The sequence below is a fragment of the Segatella maculosa DSM 19339 = JCM 15638 genome (genome assembly GCF_000382385.1).
In the GTDB taxonomy this organism is placed as follows: domain Bacteria; phylum Bacteroidota; class Bacteroidia; order Bacteroidales; family Bacteroidaceae; genus Prevotella; species Prevotella maculosa.
This window is the reverse complement of record NZ_KB908330.1, coordinates 1-15870: the sequence shown is the minus strand read 5'-3', so window position 1 is coordinate 15870 and position 15870 is coordinate 1. Positions and strand designations below refer to the sequence as shown.

Here is a 15870-nt window from a genome sequence, read left to right as displayed (position 1 = left end):
AAAAACTGTATTCTGAATTACTTCAGCTCTACCTTGGCACCGGCCTCTTCGATAACCTTCTTCAGGTTCTCAGCCTCGTCCTTGGCAACGCCTTCCTTGATGGTAGAAGGAGCACCGTCTACAAGATCCTTAGCTTCTTTCAAACCAAGACCGCAAGCTTCCTTAACAGCCTTCACAACCTGAAGCTTTGTAGCACCAACCTCAGCGAGGACTACGTCAAAAGAGGACTTCTCCTCAGCTGCAGCTGCACCACCAGCAGCAGGACCAGCAGCTACAGCAACAGCTGCAGCAGCAGGCTCAATACCATACTCGTCCTTCAGGACTGTTGCCAACTCATTTACTTCCTTAACAGTAAGATTAACTAATTCTTCTGCAATAGCTTTAATGTCTGCCATTTTATTCTAAATTTTAATTGTTCTTGTTAAAAAATAATATTTGTGACTCTATAATTGAATGTTGTCCAACTTTTTATTCAGGACGCTCGCCTAAAGTCTTGAGCACACCATGGAGGGTGTTTGCGCCTGACTGAAGAGCAGAAACAACGTTCTTTGCAGGGGACTGCAATAGAGAAACAATCTCTGCGATGACTTCGTTCTTGCTCTTGAGAGCTGCAAGTTCTGCAAGTTTGTCAGCACCTACATAGATGCTTTCCTCTGCATAGGCAGCCTTGAGTGCAGGAATTCCTTCCTTTTCATAATCTTTTATCAACTTTGCAGGGAGGTTGGCTGTGTGTGTGAACATGACAGCCGTCGTACCTTTCAGCGAAGTGTATAAAGGTTCAAAATCTACATCTGAAGCCTCGAAAGCCTTGTGAAGGAGTGTGTTCTTCACAACAACCATCTTGATTTCGCTCTTGAAGCACTTGCGACGAAGATTACTTGTAGCCTCTGCATTCAAGCCGGTAAGATCTACCAAATAGAAATGAGGATACGCTTTCAGCTTCTCGCCAAGTTCAGTGATTATAGTATCTTTTACTTCTTTCTTCATTGTACAAAACTTTTAGAGTTATTCAACTGATTTAGGATCAATTTTGATACCCTTACTCATAGTGCTTGAAATAAAGATACTCTTGAGGTATGTACCTTTAGCTGCAGCAGGTTTCAGTTTGATAACAGTCTGGATAAATTCCTTTGCATTACCGAAAATCTGCTCAGGGGTCATTGATACCTTACCGATAGAGGTGTGGATAATACCAGCCTTATCGACTTTGAAATCAATCTTTCCCTGTTTAACTTCTTTTACTGCTTTGGCAACATCCATGGTTACAGTGCCACTCTTAGGGTTAGGCATCAGACCACGAGGACCGAGTACACGGCCTAAAGGTCCAATTTTTCCCATGCAAGACGGCATAGTTATGATGACATCAATGTCGGTCCAACCACCTTTGATCTTCTCAACATATTCGTCAAGACCTGCATAATCAGCACCGGCTTCCTTTGCGGCAGCCTCCTGATCAGGAGTACAGAGGGCAAGTACACGAACAGTCTTACCGGTTCCGTTCGGCAGTGAAACAACACCGCGAACCATTTGGTTAGCCTTACGTGGATCTACGCCCAGACGTACATCGATATCCAGAGATGCATCAAACTTTGTCGTGGTGATTTCCTTGACGAGTTCTGCAGCCTCTTTCAATGTGTATGCCTTCCCTACTTCAACCTTTTCAGCTACTGATTTTTGATTTTTTGTCAGTTTACTCATTTTCTTAATTGAAGTTTTAAATTATTCACCAGGGAAGTCCCCTTTTACAGTAATACCCATACTACGAGCAGTACCTGCAATCAGCTTCATAGCCGACTCAACTGTGAAGCAGTTGAGGTCGTTCATCTTGTCTTCTGCAATAGCCCTTACCTGTTCCCAAGTCACGCTGGCGACTTTTTGGCGGTTAGGCTGGGCTGAGCCGGCTTTCACTTTAGCAGCCTCTTTCAGCTGAACAGCTGCAGGAGGGGTTTTGATGATGAAGCTAAATGACTTATCTGTGTAGTATGTGATAACAACAGGTAGAATTTTACCTGCCTTATCCTGGGTTCGGGCGTTGAACTCTTTGCAGAATCCCATGATGTTGATGCCCTTAGAACCCAGTGCAGGGCCTACGGGAGGTGAGGGATTTGCAGCGCCACCCTTAATCTGTAATTTGATTAAACCAGCAACTTCTTTAGCCATTTTCTTTGTTAATATTAAAAATTGAATTTATAAAAGGTGGTTAACTTCCGTAACGAGGTTTAACCTTCCTTTTCTACTTGCATAAAACCGAGCTCTAACGGAGTCTTACGTCCGAAGATTTTGACCATCACTTTCAGCTTATGCTTCTCGGTATTGACTTCTTCTATCACACCGCTGAAGCCACTGAATGGACCGTCTGTCACCTTAACTGTTTCATCGACAGCGTAGGGGATATCCATAGAGTCCTCTATTTCTGTGATTTCCGCAGTACCCAACATTCTGTTGATTTCAGATTGTGGGACAGGTGAAGGGTCGTCCAAACCTCCAAGGAAACCTAAACAATTGGGCATGAAGCGCAACATGTGTGCAACATCACCAACAAGGTTAGCCTCAACAAAGATATAGCCGGGAAGAGAAATTTTTTCCTTTACTACTCTTTTGCCATTACGCAAGGAAGCATGCTTCTCCATGGGTATCAAAACCTGTGAGACATGCGTACTCAGCAGCTCGTTATGCTTCATTTCGGCATCAATGTATTCTTTCAGTTTTGCCTCTTTTCCGCTAACGGCGCGCAGTACATACCATTTGTTTCCTGTTTCAGCCATTTCCCGAAATTAATTTGGATAGATTGTATTCATCACGAACCGGAACAAACTGTCCATGGCGAACACCACAAGTGCAATGACAAGGGAAGCAGATAATACAACCATTGCACTGTGAGTCAGTTCGGCACGTGTCGGCCAAGTAGTTTTATGCGCAAGTTCTTCGTAACAAGCCTTGCAATAATTTACTATCTTCTTAAACATATTATCTTCTTATTAGCACGGGAAGCAGGACTTGAACCCACGACCCTCGGTTTTGGAGACCGATGCTCTACCAACTGAGCTATTCCCGTAAGAAAGTTTCCACTAACAATATAGTGGAAACTTTTTATGTCATTAAATAATTATTTCGTTTTAATTACTTAACGTCGTCAAGGATTGCAGTAATCTGACCTGAACCTACGGTACGGCCACCCTCACGGATAGCGAAACGCAGACCTTCGTTCAGTGCAACCTTGTAAATCAAGTCAACTTCGATTTCAACGTTGTCGCCCGGCATAACCATTTCTACGCCTTCCGGCAACTTGATTTCACCGGTACAGTCCATCGTACGGAGATAGAACTGAGGACGATATTTATTGCCGAACGGAGTGTGACGGCCACCTTCTTCTTTCTTCAATACATAGATTGAAGCCTTGAAGTGATCGTGAGGGGTGATGGCACCCGGGTGAACGACTACCATACCACGCTTAACCTCAGCCTTGTCGATACCACGGAGCAACAAACCTACGTTGTCACCAGCCTGACCTTCAGCAAGGTTCTTGCGGAACATCTCAACACCAGTGATAACCGACTTCTTGTCTTCACCGAGACCAAGGAGCTGGACTTCATCACCTACCTTACATACACCGGTTTCAATACGGCCTGTAGCAACAGTACCACGACCGGTGATGGAGAATACGTCTTCAACAGGCATCAAGAAAGGCTTGTCAACCTCGCGTACTGGCTCTTGGATCCACTCATCAACAGTGTCCATCAACTTCATTACTGAGTCAACCCACTTCTCAACACCGTTCAAAGCACCAAGTGCAGAACCACGGATAATCGGAGTATCCTCCTCATAACCGTACTGTTCGAGGATTTCACGGACCTCCATCTCAACGAGGTCGAGCATTTCCTCATCGTCAACCATATCGCACTTGTTCAAGAACACAACCAAACGGGGTACGTTTACCTGACGAGCCAACAGTACGTGCTCACGTGTTTGAGGCATAGGACCGTCAGTTGCAGCAACAACCAAGATTGCACCGTCCATCTGGGCAGCACCAGTAACCATGTTCTTCACATAGTCGGCGTGGCCCGGGCAGTCTACGTGTGCATAGTGACGCTTTGCGGTTTCATACTCGATGTGAGCAGAGTTGATGGTGATACCACGCTCTTTCTCTTCAGGGGCATTGTCAATCTGATCAAAAGACTTCACATCCTCAGAACCAAAGCCCTTATCGTGAAGAACCTTTGAGATTGCTGCGGTAAGCGTTGTTTTACCGTGGTCAACGTGACCGATTGTACCAATGTTTACGTGCGGTTTGGTACGTACGAATTCTTCTTTAGCCATAGCTTTTCTTTGTTTATTTGTATATAATGTGTAATCAATTATTCTGTTTTTCTCAGTGCTACGGATAGAACCGGAAAGAGCTGTAACTGAGAGTTGAACTCAGGACCTCTTCCTTACCAAGGAAGTGCTCTACCACTGAGCTATTACAGCGTCGCACAAGAGCGGAAAACGGGGCTCAAACCCGCGACCCCCAGCTTGGAAGGCTAGTGCTCTATCAACTGAGCTATTTCCGCAAAACTCCTTTCGGAGGTGGGTGGTGATGGATTCGAACCACCGAAGGCATCGCCAGCAGATTTACAGTCTGCCCCATTTGGCCACTCTGGTAACCACCCTTGTTGGTTTTTACAAGCTGCATTCGCTCGGATAAACGGTGAGCCTCTTGTCGGATTCGAACCAACGACCCCGAGATTACAAATCACGTGCTCTGGCCAACTGAGCTAAAGAGGCAAATCCTTACAGCCGCTGACGGCTTTTCGAACGTGTTGTAAAACGGCTGCAAAGATACGATTTATTTTTTAACTTCCAAAACTTTTAACCGCTTTTTTTAATGTCTGCGGATTTTTTCCTTGTATTTGGTGAGCTGTACTTTCATGGAATCGACTGCTTCGTCAATGCCTTCTTCAAAAGTGTCGCAGGTTTTCTGCACAAAGAGCTTCTGCCCCGGAACCGTGACTGTGATGCTGGTTTCTTTGTTCAGCGCAGTGGCCGGTTTCACTACTTTCAATTGCACCTCTGCTTTCTGTATGTCTTCATAGGTTTTCTCCAACTTGGCAATTTTTTTTTCGATAAACGCCTGTAGTTTCTCGGTAGCATCGAAATGAATCGACTGAATTTTTAACTCCATAATTACCTCCGTTTTTAAGGTTAAGCCCTTGGATGGGCGTCTGAATATTCACGTTTCAACTGCTCGAACGTCGTATGCGTGTAGATTTCTGTTGTTGTCAGACTCTCGTGTCCGAGTAGTTTCTTGACACTTTCTATGCCGGCCTTGTTATTCAGCATGGCTGTTGCAAACGTGTGACGCAGTACATGGGGTGAACGTTTCTTCAGTGTGCAGACCTTCAAGAGGTTCCGTTGCACGCTTTTTCTTACTTGTTCCGGGGTCATCCGCTCGCCCTTGCTTGTCAGAAAGAGCCCTTCCGTCCTGTTCGTCAATTCGGCATTGCGTCGCTCGATGTAGGAGCGGAGCGTAGAATCCAATTCGTCTCCGAAAGGGATGATGCGCTGTTTGTTTCTCTTCCCGGTGACTTTCAGTTGGTGGTTGACAAAGTCCACCGCGTCATCGTCAAGTCCTGTTAGTTCTGAAAGCCTGATACCTGTTTCATAAAACGTCATGACAATCGTACGGTTCCGCACATCTTCATAACCGTCTGTCCACAAATCGGGCTGTAGCAGCCTGTCCATCTCGCGCTCTTTCAAGAACTGTGGCAACGGTTTGCTCCGTTTCGGACCTGTGATGCTGTGCGCCGGGTCTTTGCTCACGAGTTTTCTTGACAGTGCAAAACGATAAAAGGAACGCAACGCACTCAATCGTCTGTTGATTGAGGTGGCATTGTTTCCCTTATCCATCATGTGCTCCATCCAATTACGGATGACGTCGGCGTCTACCGCCTCCCATGAAATTGGTTCATTTTGGTCTTTGCAGAACGTTTCGAAAGCCCGAAGGTCATCTCCATAGTTCTTTGCCGTCAAATTCGAGCGGTTTCGCTCAAACTTCAAGTAGTCCAAAAACCTTTGAATCATCATAAATGCGCTGCTGTTATCACAATGTTCACGCAACGAATTTACGGAATTAAATTCAAACGGCCAAATTTTTAACGAGTTTTTATTCCTCGTTCGTGCGTAACTTCTGTACGTAAATGGCGTGTTCCATCTTGAGTCTCTTCAAAACCGACGGCTTGTTGTATTGCTGACGGGCACGAAGCTCTCTGACAACACCTGTCTTTTCGAATTTTCTTTTGAATTTTTTGAGTGCTCTTTCGATGTTCTCACCATCTTTTACGGGTACAATAATCATGTTTTTTTGTTTTTATTTAAATTGTTTATTTTGAATGTCATGTTCAAGTTGTGGCAGTTGGTCTCTGAAACCGTTCCGCTATAAGTGGGTGCAAAATTACATTATATTTCCTTAATTTCCAAATTATTTTGCGTTTTTCTTTGAAAACGTATTGATAATGAGCCGCATGTTTTCTCCTTTCATTTGTTTGTGCCGTCATGTCCAATGTTCCGGCCTTATAATCTTAGCCAAATGATGCATTTGTTTCAGTCACTTTACCTTGTAATCTTAGTCGTTTTGAACGGTAATATGGCTGATATCGGGCTGCAAAATGATTGAGATTGGAAGCCTGTCTGTCTCAAGTTGTAAAACAACACATCTTTAATAGGACTGTGAGTGACTTGCGGGGGAGAGCCGAGAACTTTAAGGTGATAGTGTGGGAAAAGGGAAAATGGACTTTGTGGGGCATGAGGTAGGCAAACAAGCGGATGGTAGAATTACACCTTATTTATATATAGGGTCTCGTTAATACTGTGTTTCATGGTATGAGCGTGCAAGTCATGCACATTTATTTCCAAGGTGAGGATTTCGTGATAGGCGATGGAATGCTTCTGTGTCATAGGCTGTTAGTAATTCTTTTTGTTGCTCGTTGGCAGACTCCTTTTTTGAGGATGGAAATAAAAAATATCTAAAAAGGTTGTTATTCTCTAAAAAAAAGTCGTAACTTTGCACACGTTTAGCAAAAGAGAGGGTAAAAAGACGTTTTTATCGTGTTGTGTTACACGTTCAATAATATATATAGTGTATGTATAGAATTAAATTATTAATCGTCGTGATTTTGATAGCTGCTTCGCCTGTTGTTGCTCAAAACGTGATGCAGAGCGGAAAGGTTGACGATATGGTGAGTCTGATTAATTCGAATCCAGGCTTGGCAAAGACTTATGTGGAGAAGGCTATCAAGGCAGATAAGGAAAATACGGACATGATTGCCACCATCGGGTCGGCTTACTTGAAGGCCGGAAAGATTGATGAGGCCGAAAAGTATTTTCTCTTGTCGAAGAAATGTTATAAGATTAGCACGAAGACGATTAATTTAGGTGGTGATATTGCATTGGCGAAGAACAACACGGACTCTGCCAAATATTATTACGGGCGTGCGATGTATTTCAATAAGCGCGACCCGGAAGCCTATTTCAAGTATGCAGAAGTAGTGAAGTTTACGGATATGAAAGATGCTATCAGTAAACTGAATTTTATCAAAATGCTTCGTCCCGACCTTCCCGTCGACGGGAAGATAGCCGAATTATACTATGGTGCTCAGAATTATACGGAGGCGATAGCTCGATACGAGTCGTTGCCTGACTCGTTGATGACCGAAGATGAACTTGTGCATTATGCCCAGTCTGTGCTATTGTCGGGCAATTATGAGAAAGCATTGCAAGTGGCCACGAGAGGTAATGAGCTGCATCCGCACAATACCGACCTTGTGCGCCTAATGCTATATTGTAATACCGACCAAGAGCATTATGAGGCTGCACTTGAAAATGCCAAGGAATTGCTTGACATGGCTACCGATACGACGAAGATACGTTATACGGACTACTTGTATTATGGTTATGTGCTCAATGGATTGGGCCACCCGGAAGAAGCCATTGAGAAGTTTGAGTTGGCAAGAGCGAAAGCTAAGAACGTGCCGGGTATCGACAAGGATATTGCCACAGCCTATCAGAAAATCGGTGATTACGACAAGGCCATCAAGTATACACGTGATTATTTGGCTACGATTACCGACTCTACCTATGATCGCTCGCGCGATTTGTTCCAGTTGGGTATGCTTTATTGGCGCAAGGCAACGAGCGAGAAGATGGGTGATGAACTGACACCTGAGAAGATTGCTGTGTTGAAAGAGGCGGAAGCAGTGTTCGGAGAGGTGTCTAAGTTGCGTCCCGACAGCTATGTGGGCTATTATTGGAGAGCCAAGGCCAATGCTTTGATGGATCCGAAATATGTGCGTGGCCTCGCCAAACCCTATTATCAGCAGGCTTTGGAGATTTTGGAACGTGACGGTGGTGATAACGATTACATGATAGAGTGTTATAAACAGCTGTCTTACTATTACTATATCAAGAAAGTGATGCCGATGGCCGTCAGCTATGCTGAGAAGATCATCAAGTTGGACCCTGAAGACAGTTATGCAAAGCAGTTGCTTTCGATTGCAGGTACGAAGAAGTAAAAAGATAACGATTTTATAGAGATTTATGAATCATTCTAAAGTATGTAGATGGGTTGTCTGTCTATTGATGCAATTGTTTTTTGTTGCATCGGCACAAGCGCAGCTCCTATACTACAACAAGGTGGATACCCTGAAGTTCGGTCAGCGATTCAACTTCAGAACGAATACTGTCGATTGGCTTGCCTTGACCCCTAACGTGGGCGTGGAGTTTACGTTGGGCAATCGGAACTGGAGTAAATGGACGGTTGGTGCACAGGGCCGGTTTAATTGGAAAGAGCAGTCGAAAGAACCGCGCTTCTATATCTATGATTTGTATGACGGCAGGATACAGTTAAGAAAATATTGGCATGGAAAGAACCCCACTTCCGTTTTCTATTGGGGTGTCTATGCCGGTGCTAATTCTTTTGATATCAAGTTGGGAAAGACGGGCTACAAAGGAACTTCAGCCTTTGGTGGACTCTCTTTCGGCTATGTGAAGCAACTCTATGGCTATACCAATGGCAGCAGTCTCGACCTTGATTTGGGCGTGAATGCCGGTGTTGTCTTTGCAAAATATAAGGAATATACGCGTGAGCTCAGAGGCAATCGCTTTGAATATGTAACGACAAAACCTGAGAAAGGTTATAAACCGACATTCTCTCCGCTTATCTATGCAGCAGCTACGGATGCGGTGCGCGTGTCGCTCGTTTATCACTTCGGTCCGATTGTCGCCAACAAATACAAGAAACGTGTTGAGGTTGATAATGATTACCGCGTGATGTTGGCTACATTGAAGCTGCAGCGCGACAGTACGGCGGCTGCACAGAAGGTGGCTCGAAAGATAAGAAAGGACTCTTTGGAGAAGCTTGATTACGAAAAGAGATTCGAACAGCAGCATCGAGAGTTGGAGCGGAAGTTCATGCAAGACTCTTTGAAGAACATACGTGCGATAGCCTATAAGGAGCGTCAAGCACAGATTGCTGCAAACAAGCGTACAACAGACTCGCTGAGGTTGGCCAATAAAATGTTTGCCGATTCGTTGAAACAGGCTAACAAACACATGGTAGACTCACTGAGAGCAATGAGAAAGCGTGGTGCGAGTGCCATTGTACCTGTAGATACGACCACGGCCGGTGCGGATACAACTGTCGTGAGCGACACGACTACATTGGAACAGCCTGTCGATACGACAATGACTACTCCTACAGATACTACCACGACCGTTCCGGCCGGGAATGAGGCTCCTGTAGAAAAGAACGGTGATGACAATCAGCCGTCAGAGCCTACGGAAACACCGGACAATGCTCCTGGAAAGCCTACTACTGAAGGTGATAAGAAGACGGAAACGGAACAGCCTGCCGAGGAAAATGGAAAGAGCAATCCGACCGAGGCCCCTGCCGGTGATAATCCGCCAACAACTTCAGAAAAACCTTCTGCCCCTTCTACTCCGGAAGATGAGAATAAAGAGAAAGAAAAACCTGCGGAAAGCCCTGCTACGCCTACCGAATCGACCCCTACAACGACAGAGGGTGAGAAGAAAGAGGAGAAGCCCGTAGAGGAAACGCCATCGACCACGCCGGCCGAGCAGCCTGCAACAGACTCAGTGCCTACTACGGGAACAGGTGAAAACGGAACACCGGCAGACTCAAAACCGACAGAAACTCCTACGGAACAGACAGACTCTGTTCCCACGACCCAGGCAGAACTCGCGTCCGCACAAGTTAGAACGGTAGCGCGTGACAATGGAACTGATGCTGTTTTTAAAGGTGCTTTCCTGACGTATGACAGGCTGACTGCATGGATGAAAGAACAAAATACGCAACAATAAGGCTGTATAGGAAATGAAAAAGATATTTTTGATGCTCATCATGGCTTTAGGGACGGTTGCTTCTCATGCGCAGAGGCTTAGTGTCAACACAGATGTAACGATGTTGGCACTGCAAACCTACAATTTAGGAGCCGAGATGACGATAGGTAACCGCTCAACATTGGGCTTGTCGGTCTTCGGAACGAAGAACCCTTATTTCCACGATAATTTGAAAATCATGGGTGTGCAGCCTGAATACCGCTACTATTTTGGTGGTCGTCCACTCTACCATCATTTTGTTGGTGTCAGTCTGTTGGCAGCCGATTATTTGTTTACCCACGAAAATGTGAATTATGACGGCTATGCCCTTGGTGCAGGCCTGACGTTCGGCTATGTTTTTGCATTGTCCGATAAATGGGCCATCGATGCACATGCCGGTTTCGGCTTCATTGGTACGCGCCATAAGAAGCTGCATCTCGACCATCCTGACCTTCAACTGAACAACGGTTCGCTTTTACGTAAGGGTTTCAGTAGTTGTTATATCCTGCCTACCAAGATAGGCGTCACACTTTCTTATACGATATGGTAGAAATGTAATTTTTTGAATGATGAAGAAATATATTAAATACATATATCTGCTATTGCTCGTTTTTCTGTTTTCTACGGAAATCGGCCGTGCTCAGGTAATTCATATTACAGGTAACATTTCGAAGACAATGCGTACGCTTGACGGAAAGACAGGTGGGAAAGAACCTTTGTCAGTTCCTGTGTATGTCTTCGATAACAAGAAAGATGCCCGTGCACAGGCCAATCTTTACCGTCAGAAGGGCAATGAGTTGGGAAGTGTTGTGAATATCAAGAGTAACGAGGTTGTTACCCCTGACTACGAAGGCCACTTCGAAGCTGATATTTCTGCTAACGGTGCGCTGCTTGTTATCAGTGACAATCAGGTGAAATTGATTGAGATCAAAGGTACACAGCTTAATTATGATATTTCGTTTACTTCGGGATCAAATGACGCCATCTTGTTGAAAGGAACAAGTGTCTACGCCAAGCGAAAAGGAGTGAACTTCTCAGAACAGCCCCCCTTGGATGATGGACCTAACGTTCATTGGAACGTCAGCATCGGCCTTCCTGAGAATTACGCCAAGAAGCATGCCCGCTTGATATTCCAGCCTGCCGCATTGGATGTGGAGACCAAGGATACGGTTCAGTATTTGGAGCCGATGGTTTTCGAGGGTTTCCAATATCATCATAATCAAATTCGCCGTAAGAGTTACGATTATGAGCGTAATGATTCTCTCCATTCCTATTATGACCCACAGCAGCCTTTGAGTGAAAAGGCTTTGCGGCTGGATTGGGAAGTCACTTTCCCGAAGCCTGATCCCAACAAGAGTTACAAATGGGTGGGCAAGGTGAGCCTTGAAGACTACACGCATGTTTATTTCAAAGATAATAAGGAGGGCTCTGCAAACAGCAGAAAGCCTTGGAAGATGCTTGATGCAGCTACGGCAAAGAACGAGATGAACCTGTCTTCACGCTTTTTCGAGCAAGTAAGGGCACGTCTCCAAGAGGTTCCAAGAGATTTGGAATTGTTCTTTGTTGTGGGTAAGGACGAACTTACTTCAGATTCCGTGAACCAGCAGACTTTGGATATGCTCGTGCGAGAGCTTCGCTCATACGGACGTTCTTTGGTGAACTTCACAATTCAAGGTGCAGCTTCTCCTGAAGGAGGATTTAATTCCAACAAGTCTTTGGCAGCAAATCGTGCACGGAAGATTTTGCGAATCATCGGTTCACAAATCAGCAGTGCAGACTTAGTTGTCAAGGAACCGCATGTATATACATGGGATGACGTGGCCGACTCTTTGGTCCGTTACGGCCAAAAGGCTGAAGCCGAGGAGTTGAGAAAGTATGGACAGGCTCATGACCTTGCCGGGTTGAATCGAATGATGGCAAGCAATATGTTGATACAGCGTGTGATGCAGAATCAGCGTTTGATTAAGAGTTCTTATACCATCAGAAGAAATAAGATACTTGATCCGGTCGAAACGGTATGGACCTATTATAATGATCCTCGCTATGCCGAAGGTGGAACAGAGATGTTCTCAAATGGTGATTATTTTAATTTGTTGTCCCAAATTAAGGACTCTGCCGAGATACGCAAGATAACGATGCGGGCTTACAAGGAGAATATGGCTCGTAAGACGGCCAAGTTTAGTCCTTTTGCCGCTTATATTGCTAACAAGGTCGCTTGTTATATGTTAGATGCCGATTCTGTCAATTTGGATATTTTGAAGCCTTTTATTGACATGCAGGCTGGTATCGAGGTCTCCCGTCCTATCGCATTTGACAACTCTTACAATTATACGGTCAATTTTAAGGAAATTGTCGCCAATCAAGCTTTGATGTATTTGCGTAAGCGTAAATTGGGCGAGGCTGCATTCTTGGCAAACAAGTTGCCGGATATAAGTAAGTTCCATGAGTTGAAGATGCTGATAGATTTGCAAACGTTGTTCTTCAAGCAGAATAAAACGCCGGCCGAAGAGGCACGTGCGAAGGCTGCCTTGGATTATGTGATGAACACCAATCCGGTGAACCGTGCAGTTTTGAGTACGGAGTTGGCTCCAGAGTTGGGCTACACTTATAAGCAAATAGAACCTCTGATAGATTCTCTGCCCGATAATTTGGCAAAGAAATGGTATTTGAAGGGAGTCGTTGTTGCAAACGATCCGGATATGGAGAACGTCACAATAACGGATCTTATCAATAAGTATGGCGCAGACATTGCGTTGAAGTTGCAGGCAATAGACTGTCCTGACTTCTTGGCATATTTCCAACACAGCTTTGATTTGGACGACTCGTTCCATAAGTTTTTCAATACCGATGCCAATATCAGTGATGATTTGCGGAAACGCTATCCTTATAAAGAGGCAAGCATTCCGGACTATAGAGAGCGTTTTAAATATATAACGATGTCAACAGAGGAAACAGCGCCTGTGGAGACAGAAGAGAATAAGGCTGAGGAGGCCAATAAATAGATATAAACAGAAAGAATAATGAGAAGGATATTTTTGTTACTGTTATCTGTACCGACTTTTGTTGTGAGTAGCGTTGCTGCAACGACACCCGCTTTGGTAGCGGAGGCGTTGCCGGGTGCTCGTCATTTCGGCATACAGCAAACAGATACAGTTGCGCGGGATTTGAGCGAGTTGGAGGAAGCGCTTGCAGATTCTACGGTTGCTCAGCAGGATACGGCTTACTATGGTGCTCCTCGCCAAAAGAACTTTAACGCACTTAATTATGTGCTTGACAGTCGCCATCGTTTTAAAGGCGACCAATACGTGAACAGAGGATTTTTGGGTAACACCTATTTTCATATAGGTGGTGGTGTAGGTCACTTTTATGAGAACTCTAATCAGGAACTCTACTATACACCGATAATGAGTTTCCGCCTTGGTCTGGGAAAAGAACTCAGTCCAATGTCTTCTTTCCGTGTAGGTTTGGAGAAATCATGGGGATATACAAACCCTTCTGCAGGTGTGTTCAACACGAACCAATATAATTCTTATGGCGGTTATGTTGATTTCTTGTATAATTTCAGCAATTATCTGTTGGGTTATCGTCCAGAGCGCCCTTTCAGTGTGTCGGGTATTGTAGGGCTTGGTTTTCGCTCTTCAAGTATGCATTCATGGAAGAACCCCGGTCTGCCTGCTACTTATGCCTACACTTCGGGAACTTCATTCGACGGTCATGTAGGCTTCCAATTCAAGTTCTTTGCAAGTCCGCATGCTTCATTTGGCTTTGAACCTTATTTTAAAGTTGCTTCGACGAAATATAATCTTTTAACAAATCCAGGCTATAGCGATCCCGATTTTGCTTACGGAATGAATCTCATGTATCAGTGGTATTTCGACCGTCAGCTTTCGGACAAGGCACATGCAGGTGTCTTTATGAAGCGTTTCAATAATGATTTGCGCTATCTGTCAGACAACGGTCAGTTGAAACATCTTCGTTTCCCGGTATTCTTTGACTATGGCTTCGGCAGTTCTTTCATGGGAAAGACGGACGGACTCTCGTTACTGAACACAAAGGGCTTTGACGCATCTGCTGCTGTTGGTTGGTGGCTGGCTCCCGCTGTGGGTATCCGTTCGGGAATTCATGTGACGAATGCCGATTGGAAAGATGGCACATTGAGTAGGAAGCCGGTAAAATATATGATTGGAACAAACGGATTAAATTTCGACTTCCTTTTCAATCCTTTTGGTTTCAAGCGTCATTATAACTGGGATTCTAACTTCGGATTGAATCTTTTGGCTGGCTATGAGTTTGGCAGATTGAAAAAGACGACACCAGGCTTTGCTAATTCTTTTGAAGGAAATTACACGGCATTCCGTTTGGGCGGACAGCTTTGGATGAAGTTGACAAACGATCTTCGTCTGACTTTGGAACCCACGTATATGCCTATACAGCATTACAACGGTAATCTCGATAGGGCACGTTATGATGAATATGCGCTTAAACTCGGACTTTCCGTTCTATTCCGTGACAAGGCTATCCGCAACTACCATGTGTTTGGTACCGACTCGGTTAGTAGAGACTCTATCAAGAACACTCCTCTTAGCGGTTTCTTTGCCGGTGTAGGTTTAGGATGGAACAATACGGTTTGGGATTGGAGATTCTCCGGTTATCAACATGACTTGTTCAAAAACGTCTTGGCGTTTGGTGGTTATCGGTTTAATCCCATTCATGGTGTCCGTTTGCAGGGAGAATGGATGAAGGAGTCTTTGGCTTACTATGGCAATACGCCTTCTGGTATAGATAAGTATAGGTTTGAGAATTACCTCTTTTCGTTGGACTATCAGCTCAACCTGTCTAACATGATGGCGGGCTATGACCCCTTGCGTCGTTGGAATGTCTATCTCTATGCAGGTCCTACGTTGCTGATGGGTAATGGTGGAACGGATTTCGCTGCGAATGTGGGTGGTATGCTGTCTTATAATGTATCGCGCAGGGCAGCTCTGTTCATCAATCATACGGTTTATCGTATGCCGCAAAACAGATATCCCTATCATACGGTATATTCGAAGGAAGGCACCTTTACCAATAACTTCAATATTGGTATGATGTATAACTTCGATGGAACCGAGCAAATCTTCGATGCAGCCACACAGTCTAAGTTCTTCTTTGAATATACTTTTGGCTCCTCTTATACGGGACGTACCTCCCTCGGGTTTAGAAATACGCGCGGGTTTGATGCCACGGCTTCATTGGGTTGGTGGTTCTCTTCAGCCTTTGCTGCACGTTCCGGTTTCCATGTAACCAATGCCGATTGGGCATCGAGCAGCTATGCCGGCCAGCCAACCAAGTTGCTGGTGGGTACGCGTGGTGCCACTTTCGACCTTTTGATAAATCCTTTTGGTTTTACGAACAACTTCAATTGGGATCAACGTTTCGGTGTTAATCTCATCGGAGGTTACGAACTCGGTCATGCCAAGCGCACAGATCCCGTGTTTGTCAACTCTTACGAAGGTAATT

At 44.9% G+C, this 15870-nt stretch carries 14 protein-coding genes, 5 tRNA genes and 1 pseudogene; 5 read left to right on the top strand and 15 right to left on the bottom strand.

The genetic code is table 11. The annotated features are described in order from the left end of the window. Positions 1 to 17 precede the first annotated feature (17 nt). From rplL to rpsU, 15 genes are all read right to left on the bottom strand, one after another. Positions 18 to 395 (bottom strand): 50S ribosomal protein L7/L12, encoded by a 378-nt coding sequence (gene rplL / locus H164_RS0110120; protein ID WP_004373941.1) that lies wholly within the window; start codon positions 393 to 395, stop codon positions 18 to 20. Positions 396 to 468: 73 nt separating this feature from the next. Then, a complete protein-coding gene (gene rplJ / locus H164_RS0110115; RefSeq protein WP_019968506.1) occupies positions 469 to 987 on the bottom strand; it encodes a 50S ribosomal protein L10 in 519 nt (172 codons plus the stop codon). Positions 988 to 1005: 18 nt separating this feature from the next. Then, complete coding sequence (gene rplA / locus H164_RS0110110; RefSeq protein WP_008565784.1) at positions 1006 to 1698, bottom strand: 50S ribosomal protein L1; 693 nt, start codon at positions 1696 to 1698, stop codon at positions 1006 to 1008. A 21-nt stretch (positions 1699 to 1719) separates the two neighbouring features. Next, positions 1720 to 2160 (bottom strand): 50S ribosomal protein L11, encoded by a 441-nt coding sequence (gene rplK / locus H164_RS0110105; protein ID WP_019968505.1) that lies wholly within the window; start codon positions 2158 to 2160, stop codon positions 1720 to 1722. A 59-nt stretch (positions 2161 to 2219) separates the two neighbouring features. Beyond that, the gene (gene nusG, locus H164_RS0110100; RefSeq protein ID WP_008565786.1) at positions 2220 to 2765 is read right to left on the bottom strand and encodes a transcription termination/antitermination protein NusG; all 546 of its coding nucleotides are present in this window, start codon (positions 2763 to 2765) and stop codon (positions 2220 to 2222) included. 9 nt (positions 2766 to 2774) lie between these two features. Then, entirely contained in the window at positions 2775 to 2966 is a 192-nt protein-coding gene (gene secE / locus H164_RS14530; RefSeq protein ID WP_019968504.1) for a preprotein translocase subunit SecE, read from the bottom strand. Positions 2967 to 2982: 16 nt separating this feature from the next. After that, positions 2983 to 3055 (bottom strand) — tRNA-Trp (locus H164_RS0110095). Between the two features lie 65 nt (positions 3056 to 3120). Further along, a complete protein-coding gene (gene tuf, locus H164_RS0110090) occupies positions 3121 to 4317 on the bottom strand; it encodes an elongation factor Tu (RefSeq protein WP_008565787.1) in 1197 nt (398 codons plus the stop codon). Positions 4318 to 4395: 78 nt separating this feature from the next. Beyond that, positions 4396 to 4467 (bottom strand) — tRNA-Thr (locus H164_RS0110085). Between the two features lie 10 nt (positions 4468 to 4477). After that, positions 4478 to 4550 (bottom strand) — tRNA-Gly (locus H164_RS0110080). Positions 4551 to 4567: 17 nt separating this feature from the next. Beyond that, positions 4568 to 4649, bottom strand: a tRNA-Tyr gene (locus H164_RS0110075). Between the two features lie 41 nt (positions 4650 to 4690). Then, a tRNA-Thr gene (locus tag H164_RS0110070) sits at positions 4691 to 4764 on the bottom strand. Between the two features lie 97 nt (positions 4765 to 4861). Further along, a complete protein-coding gene (hpf, locus tag H164_RS0110065) occupies positions 4862 to 5161 on the bottom strand; it encodes a ribosome hibernation-promoting factor, HPF/YfiA family (protein WP_008565788.1) in 300 nt (99 codons plus the stop codon). Between the two features lie 20 nt (positions 5162 to 5181). Further along, positions 5182 to 6063, bottom strand: a complete 882-nt coding sequence (locus tag H164_RS0110060) for a tyrosine-type recombinase/integrase (RefSeq protein ID WP_019968503.1) — start codon at positions 6061 to 6063, stop codon at positions 5182 to 5184. 79 nt (positions 6064 to 6142) lie between these two features. Next, complete coding sequence (gene rpsU, locus H164_RS0110055; RefSeq protein ID WP_008565790.1) at positions 6143 to 6334, bottom strand: 30S ribosomal protein S21; 192 nt, start codon at positions 6332 to 6334, stop codon at positions 6143 to 6145. 784 nt (positions 6335 to 7118) lie between these two features. Here rpsU and H164_RS0110045 point away from each other — a divergent pair. The 5 genes and pseudogenes from H164_RS0110045 to H164_RS0110025 all read left to right on the top strand — a co-directional run. Continuing rightward, positions 7119 to 8546, top strand: a complete 1428-nt coding sequence (locus tag H164_RS0110045; protein WP_026356339.1) for a tetratricopeptide repeat protein — start codon at positions 7119 to 7121, stop codon at positions 8544 to 8546. A 25-nt stretch (positions 8547 to 8571) separates the two neighbouring features. Then, positions 8572 to 10353 (top strand): DUF3575 domain-containing protein, encoded by a 1782-nt coding sequence (locus H164_RS0110040; RefSeq protein WP_025830061.1) that lies wholly within the window; start codon positions 8572 to 8574, stop codon positions 10351 to 10353. A 13-nt stretch (positions 10354 to 10366) separates the two neighbouring features. After that, complete coding sequence (locus H164_RS0110035; protein WP_025830063.1) at positions 10367 to 10921, top strand: DUF3575 domain-containing protein; 555 nt, start codon at positions 10367 to 10369, stop codon at positions 10919 to 10921. A 16-nt stretch (positions 10922 to 10937) separates the two neighbouring features. After that, entirely contained in the window at positions 10938 to 13373 is a 2436-nt protein-coding gene (locus tag H164_RS0110030; protein ID WP_019968499.1) for an OmpA family protein, read from the top strand. An 18-nt stretch (positions 13374 to 13391) separates the two neighbouring features. Next, a pseudogene (locus H164_RS0110025) lies at positions 13392 to 15870 on the top strand (hypothetical protein); the annotation flags it as partial.

Excerpts from the sequence above, each read along its gene's own strand:
- rplA (WP_008565784.1), bottom strand. The coding sequence starts at position 1,698 with ATGAGTAAACTGACAAAAAATCAAAAATCAGTAGCTGAAAAGGTTGAA.
- H164_RS0110045 (WP_026356339.1), top strand. The coding sequence starts at position 7,119 with ATGTATAGAATTAAATTATTAATCGTCGTGATTTTGATAGCTGCTTCG.
- H164_RS0110060 (WP_019968503.1), bottom strand. The coding sequence starts at position 6,063 with ATGATGATTCAAAGGTTTTTGGACTACTTGAAGTTTGAGCGAAACCGC.
- nusG (WP_008565786.1), bottom strand. The coding sequence starts at position 2,765 with ATGGCTGAAACAGGAAACAAATGGTATGTACTGCGCGCCGTTAGCGGA.
- hpf (WP_008565788.1), bottom strand. The coding sequence starts at position 5,161 with ATGGAGTTAAAAATTCAGTCGATTCATTTCGATGCTACCGAGAAACTA.
- rplL (WP_004373941.1), bottom strand. The coding sequence starts at position 395 with ATGGCAGACATTAAAGCTATTGCAGAAGAATTAGTTAATCTTACTGTT.
- H164_RS0110030 (WP_019968499.1), top strand. The coding sequence starts at position 10,938 with ATGATGAAGAAATATATTAAATACATATATCTGCTATTGCTCGTTTTT.
- rpsU (WP_008565790.1), bottom strand. The coding sequence starts at position 6,334 with ATGATTATTGTACCCGTAAAAGATGGTGAGAACATCGAAAGAGCACTC.
- secE (WP_019968504.1), bottom strand. The coding sequence starts at position 2,966 with ATGTTTAAGAAGATAGTAAATTATTGCAAGGCTTGTTACGAAGAACTT.
- tuf (WP_008565787.1), bottom strand. The coding sequence starts at position 4,317 with ATGGCTAAAGAAGAATTCGTACGTACCAAACCGCACGTAAACATTGGT.
- H164_RS0110040 (WP_025830061.1), top strand. The coding sequence starts at position 8,572 with ATGAATCATTCTAAAGTATGTAGATGGGTTGTCTGTCTATTGATGCAA.
- rplJ (WP_019968506.1), bottom strand. The coding sequence starts at position 987 with ATGAAGAAAGAAGTAAAAGATACTATAATCACTGAACTTGGCGAGAAG.
- rplK (WP_019968505.1), bottom strand. The coding sequence starts at position 2,160 with ATGGCTAAAGAAGTTGCTGGTTTAATCAAATTACAGATTAAGGGTGGC.
- H164_RS0110035 (WP_025830063.1), top strand. The coding sequence starts at position 10,367 with ATGAAAAAGATATTTTTGATGCTCATCATGGCTTTAGGGACGGTTGCT.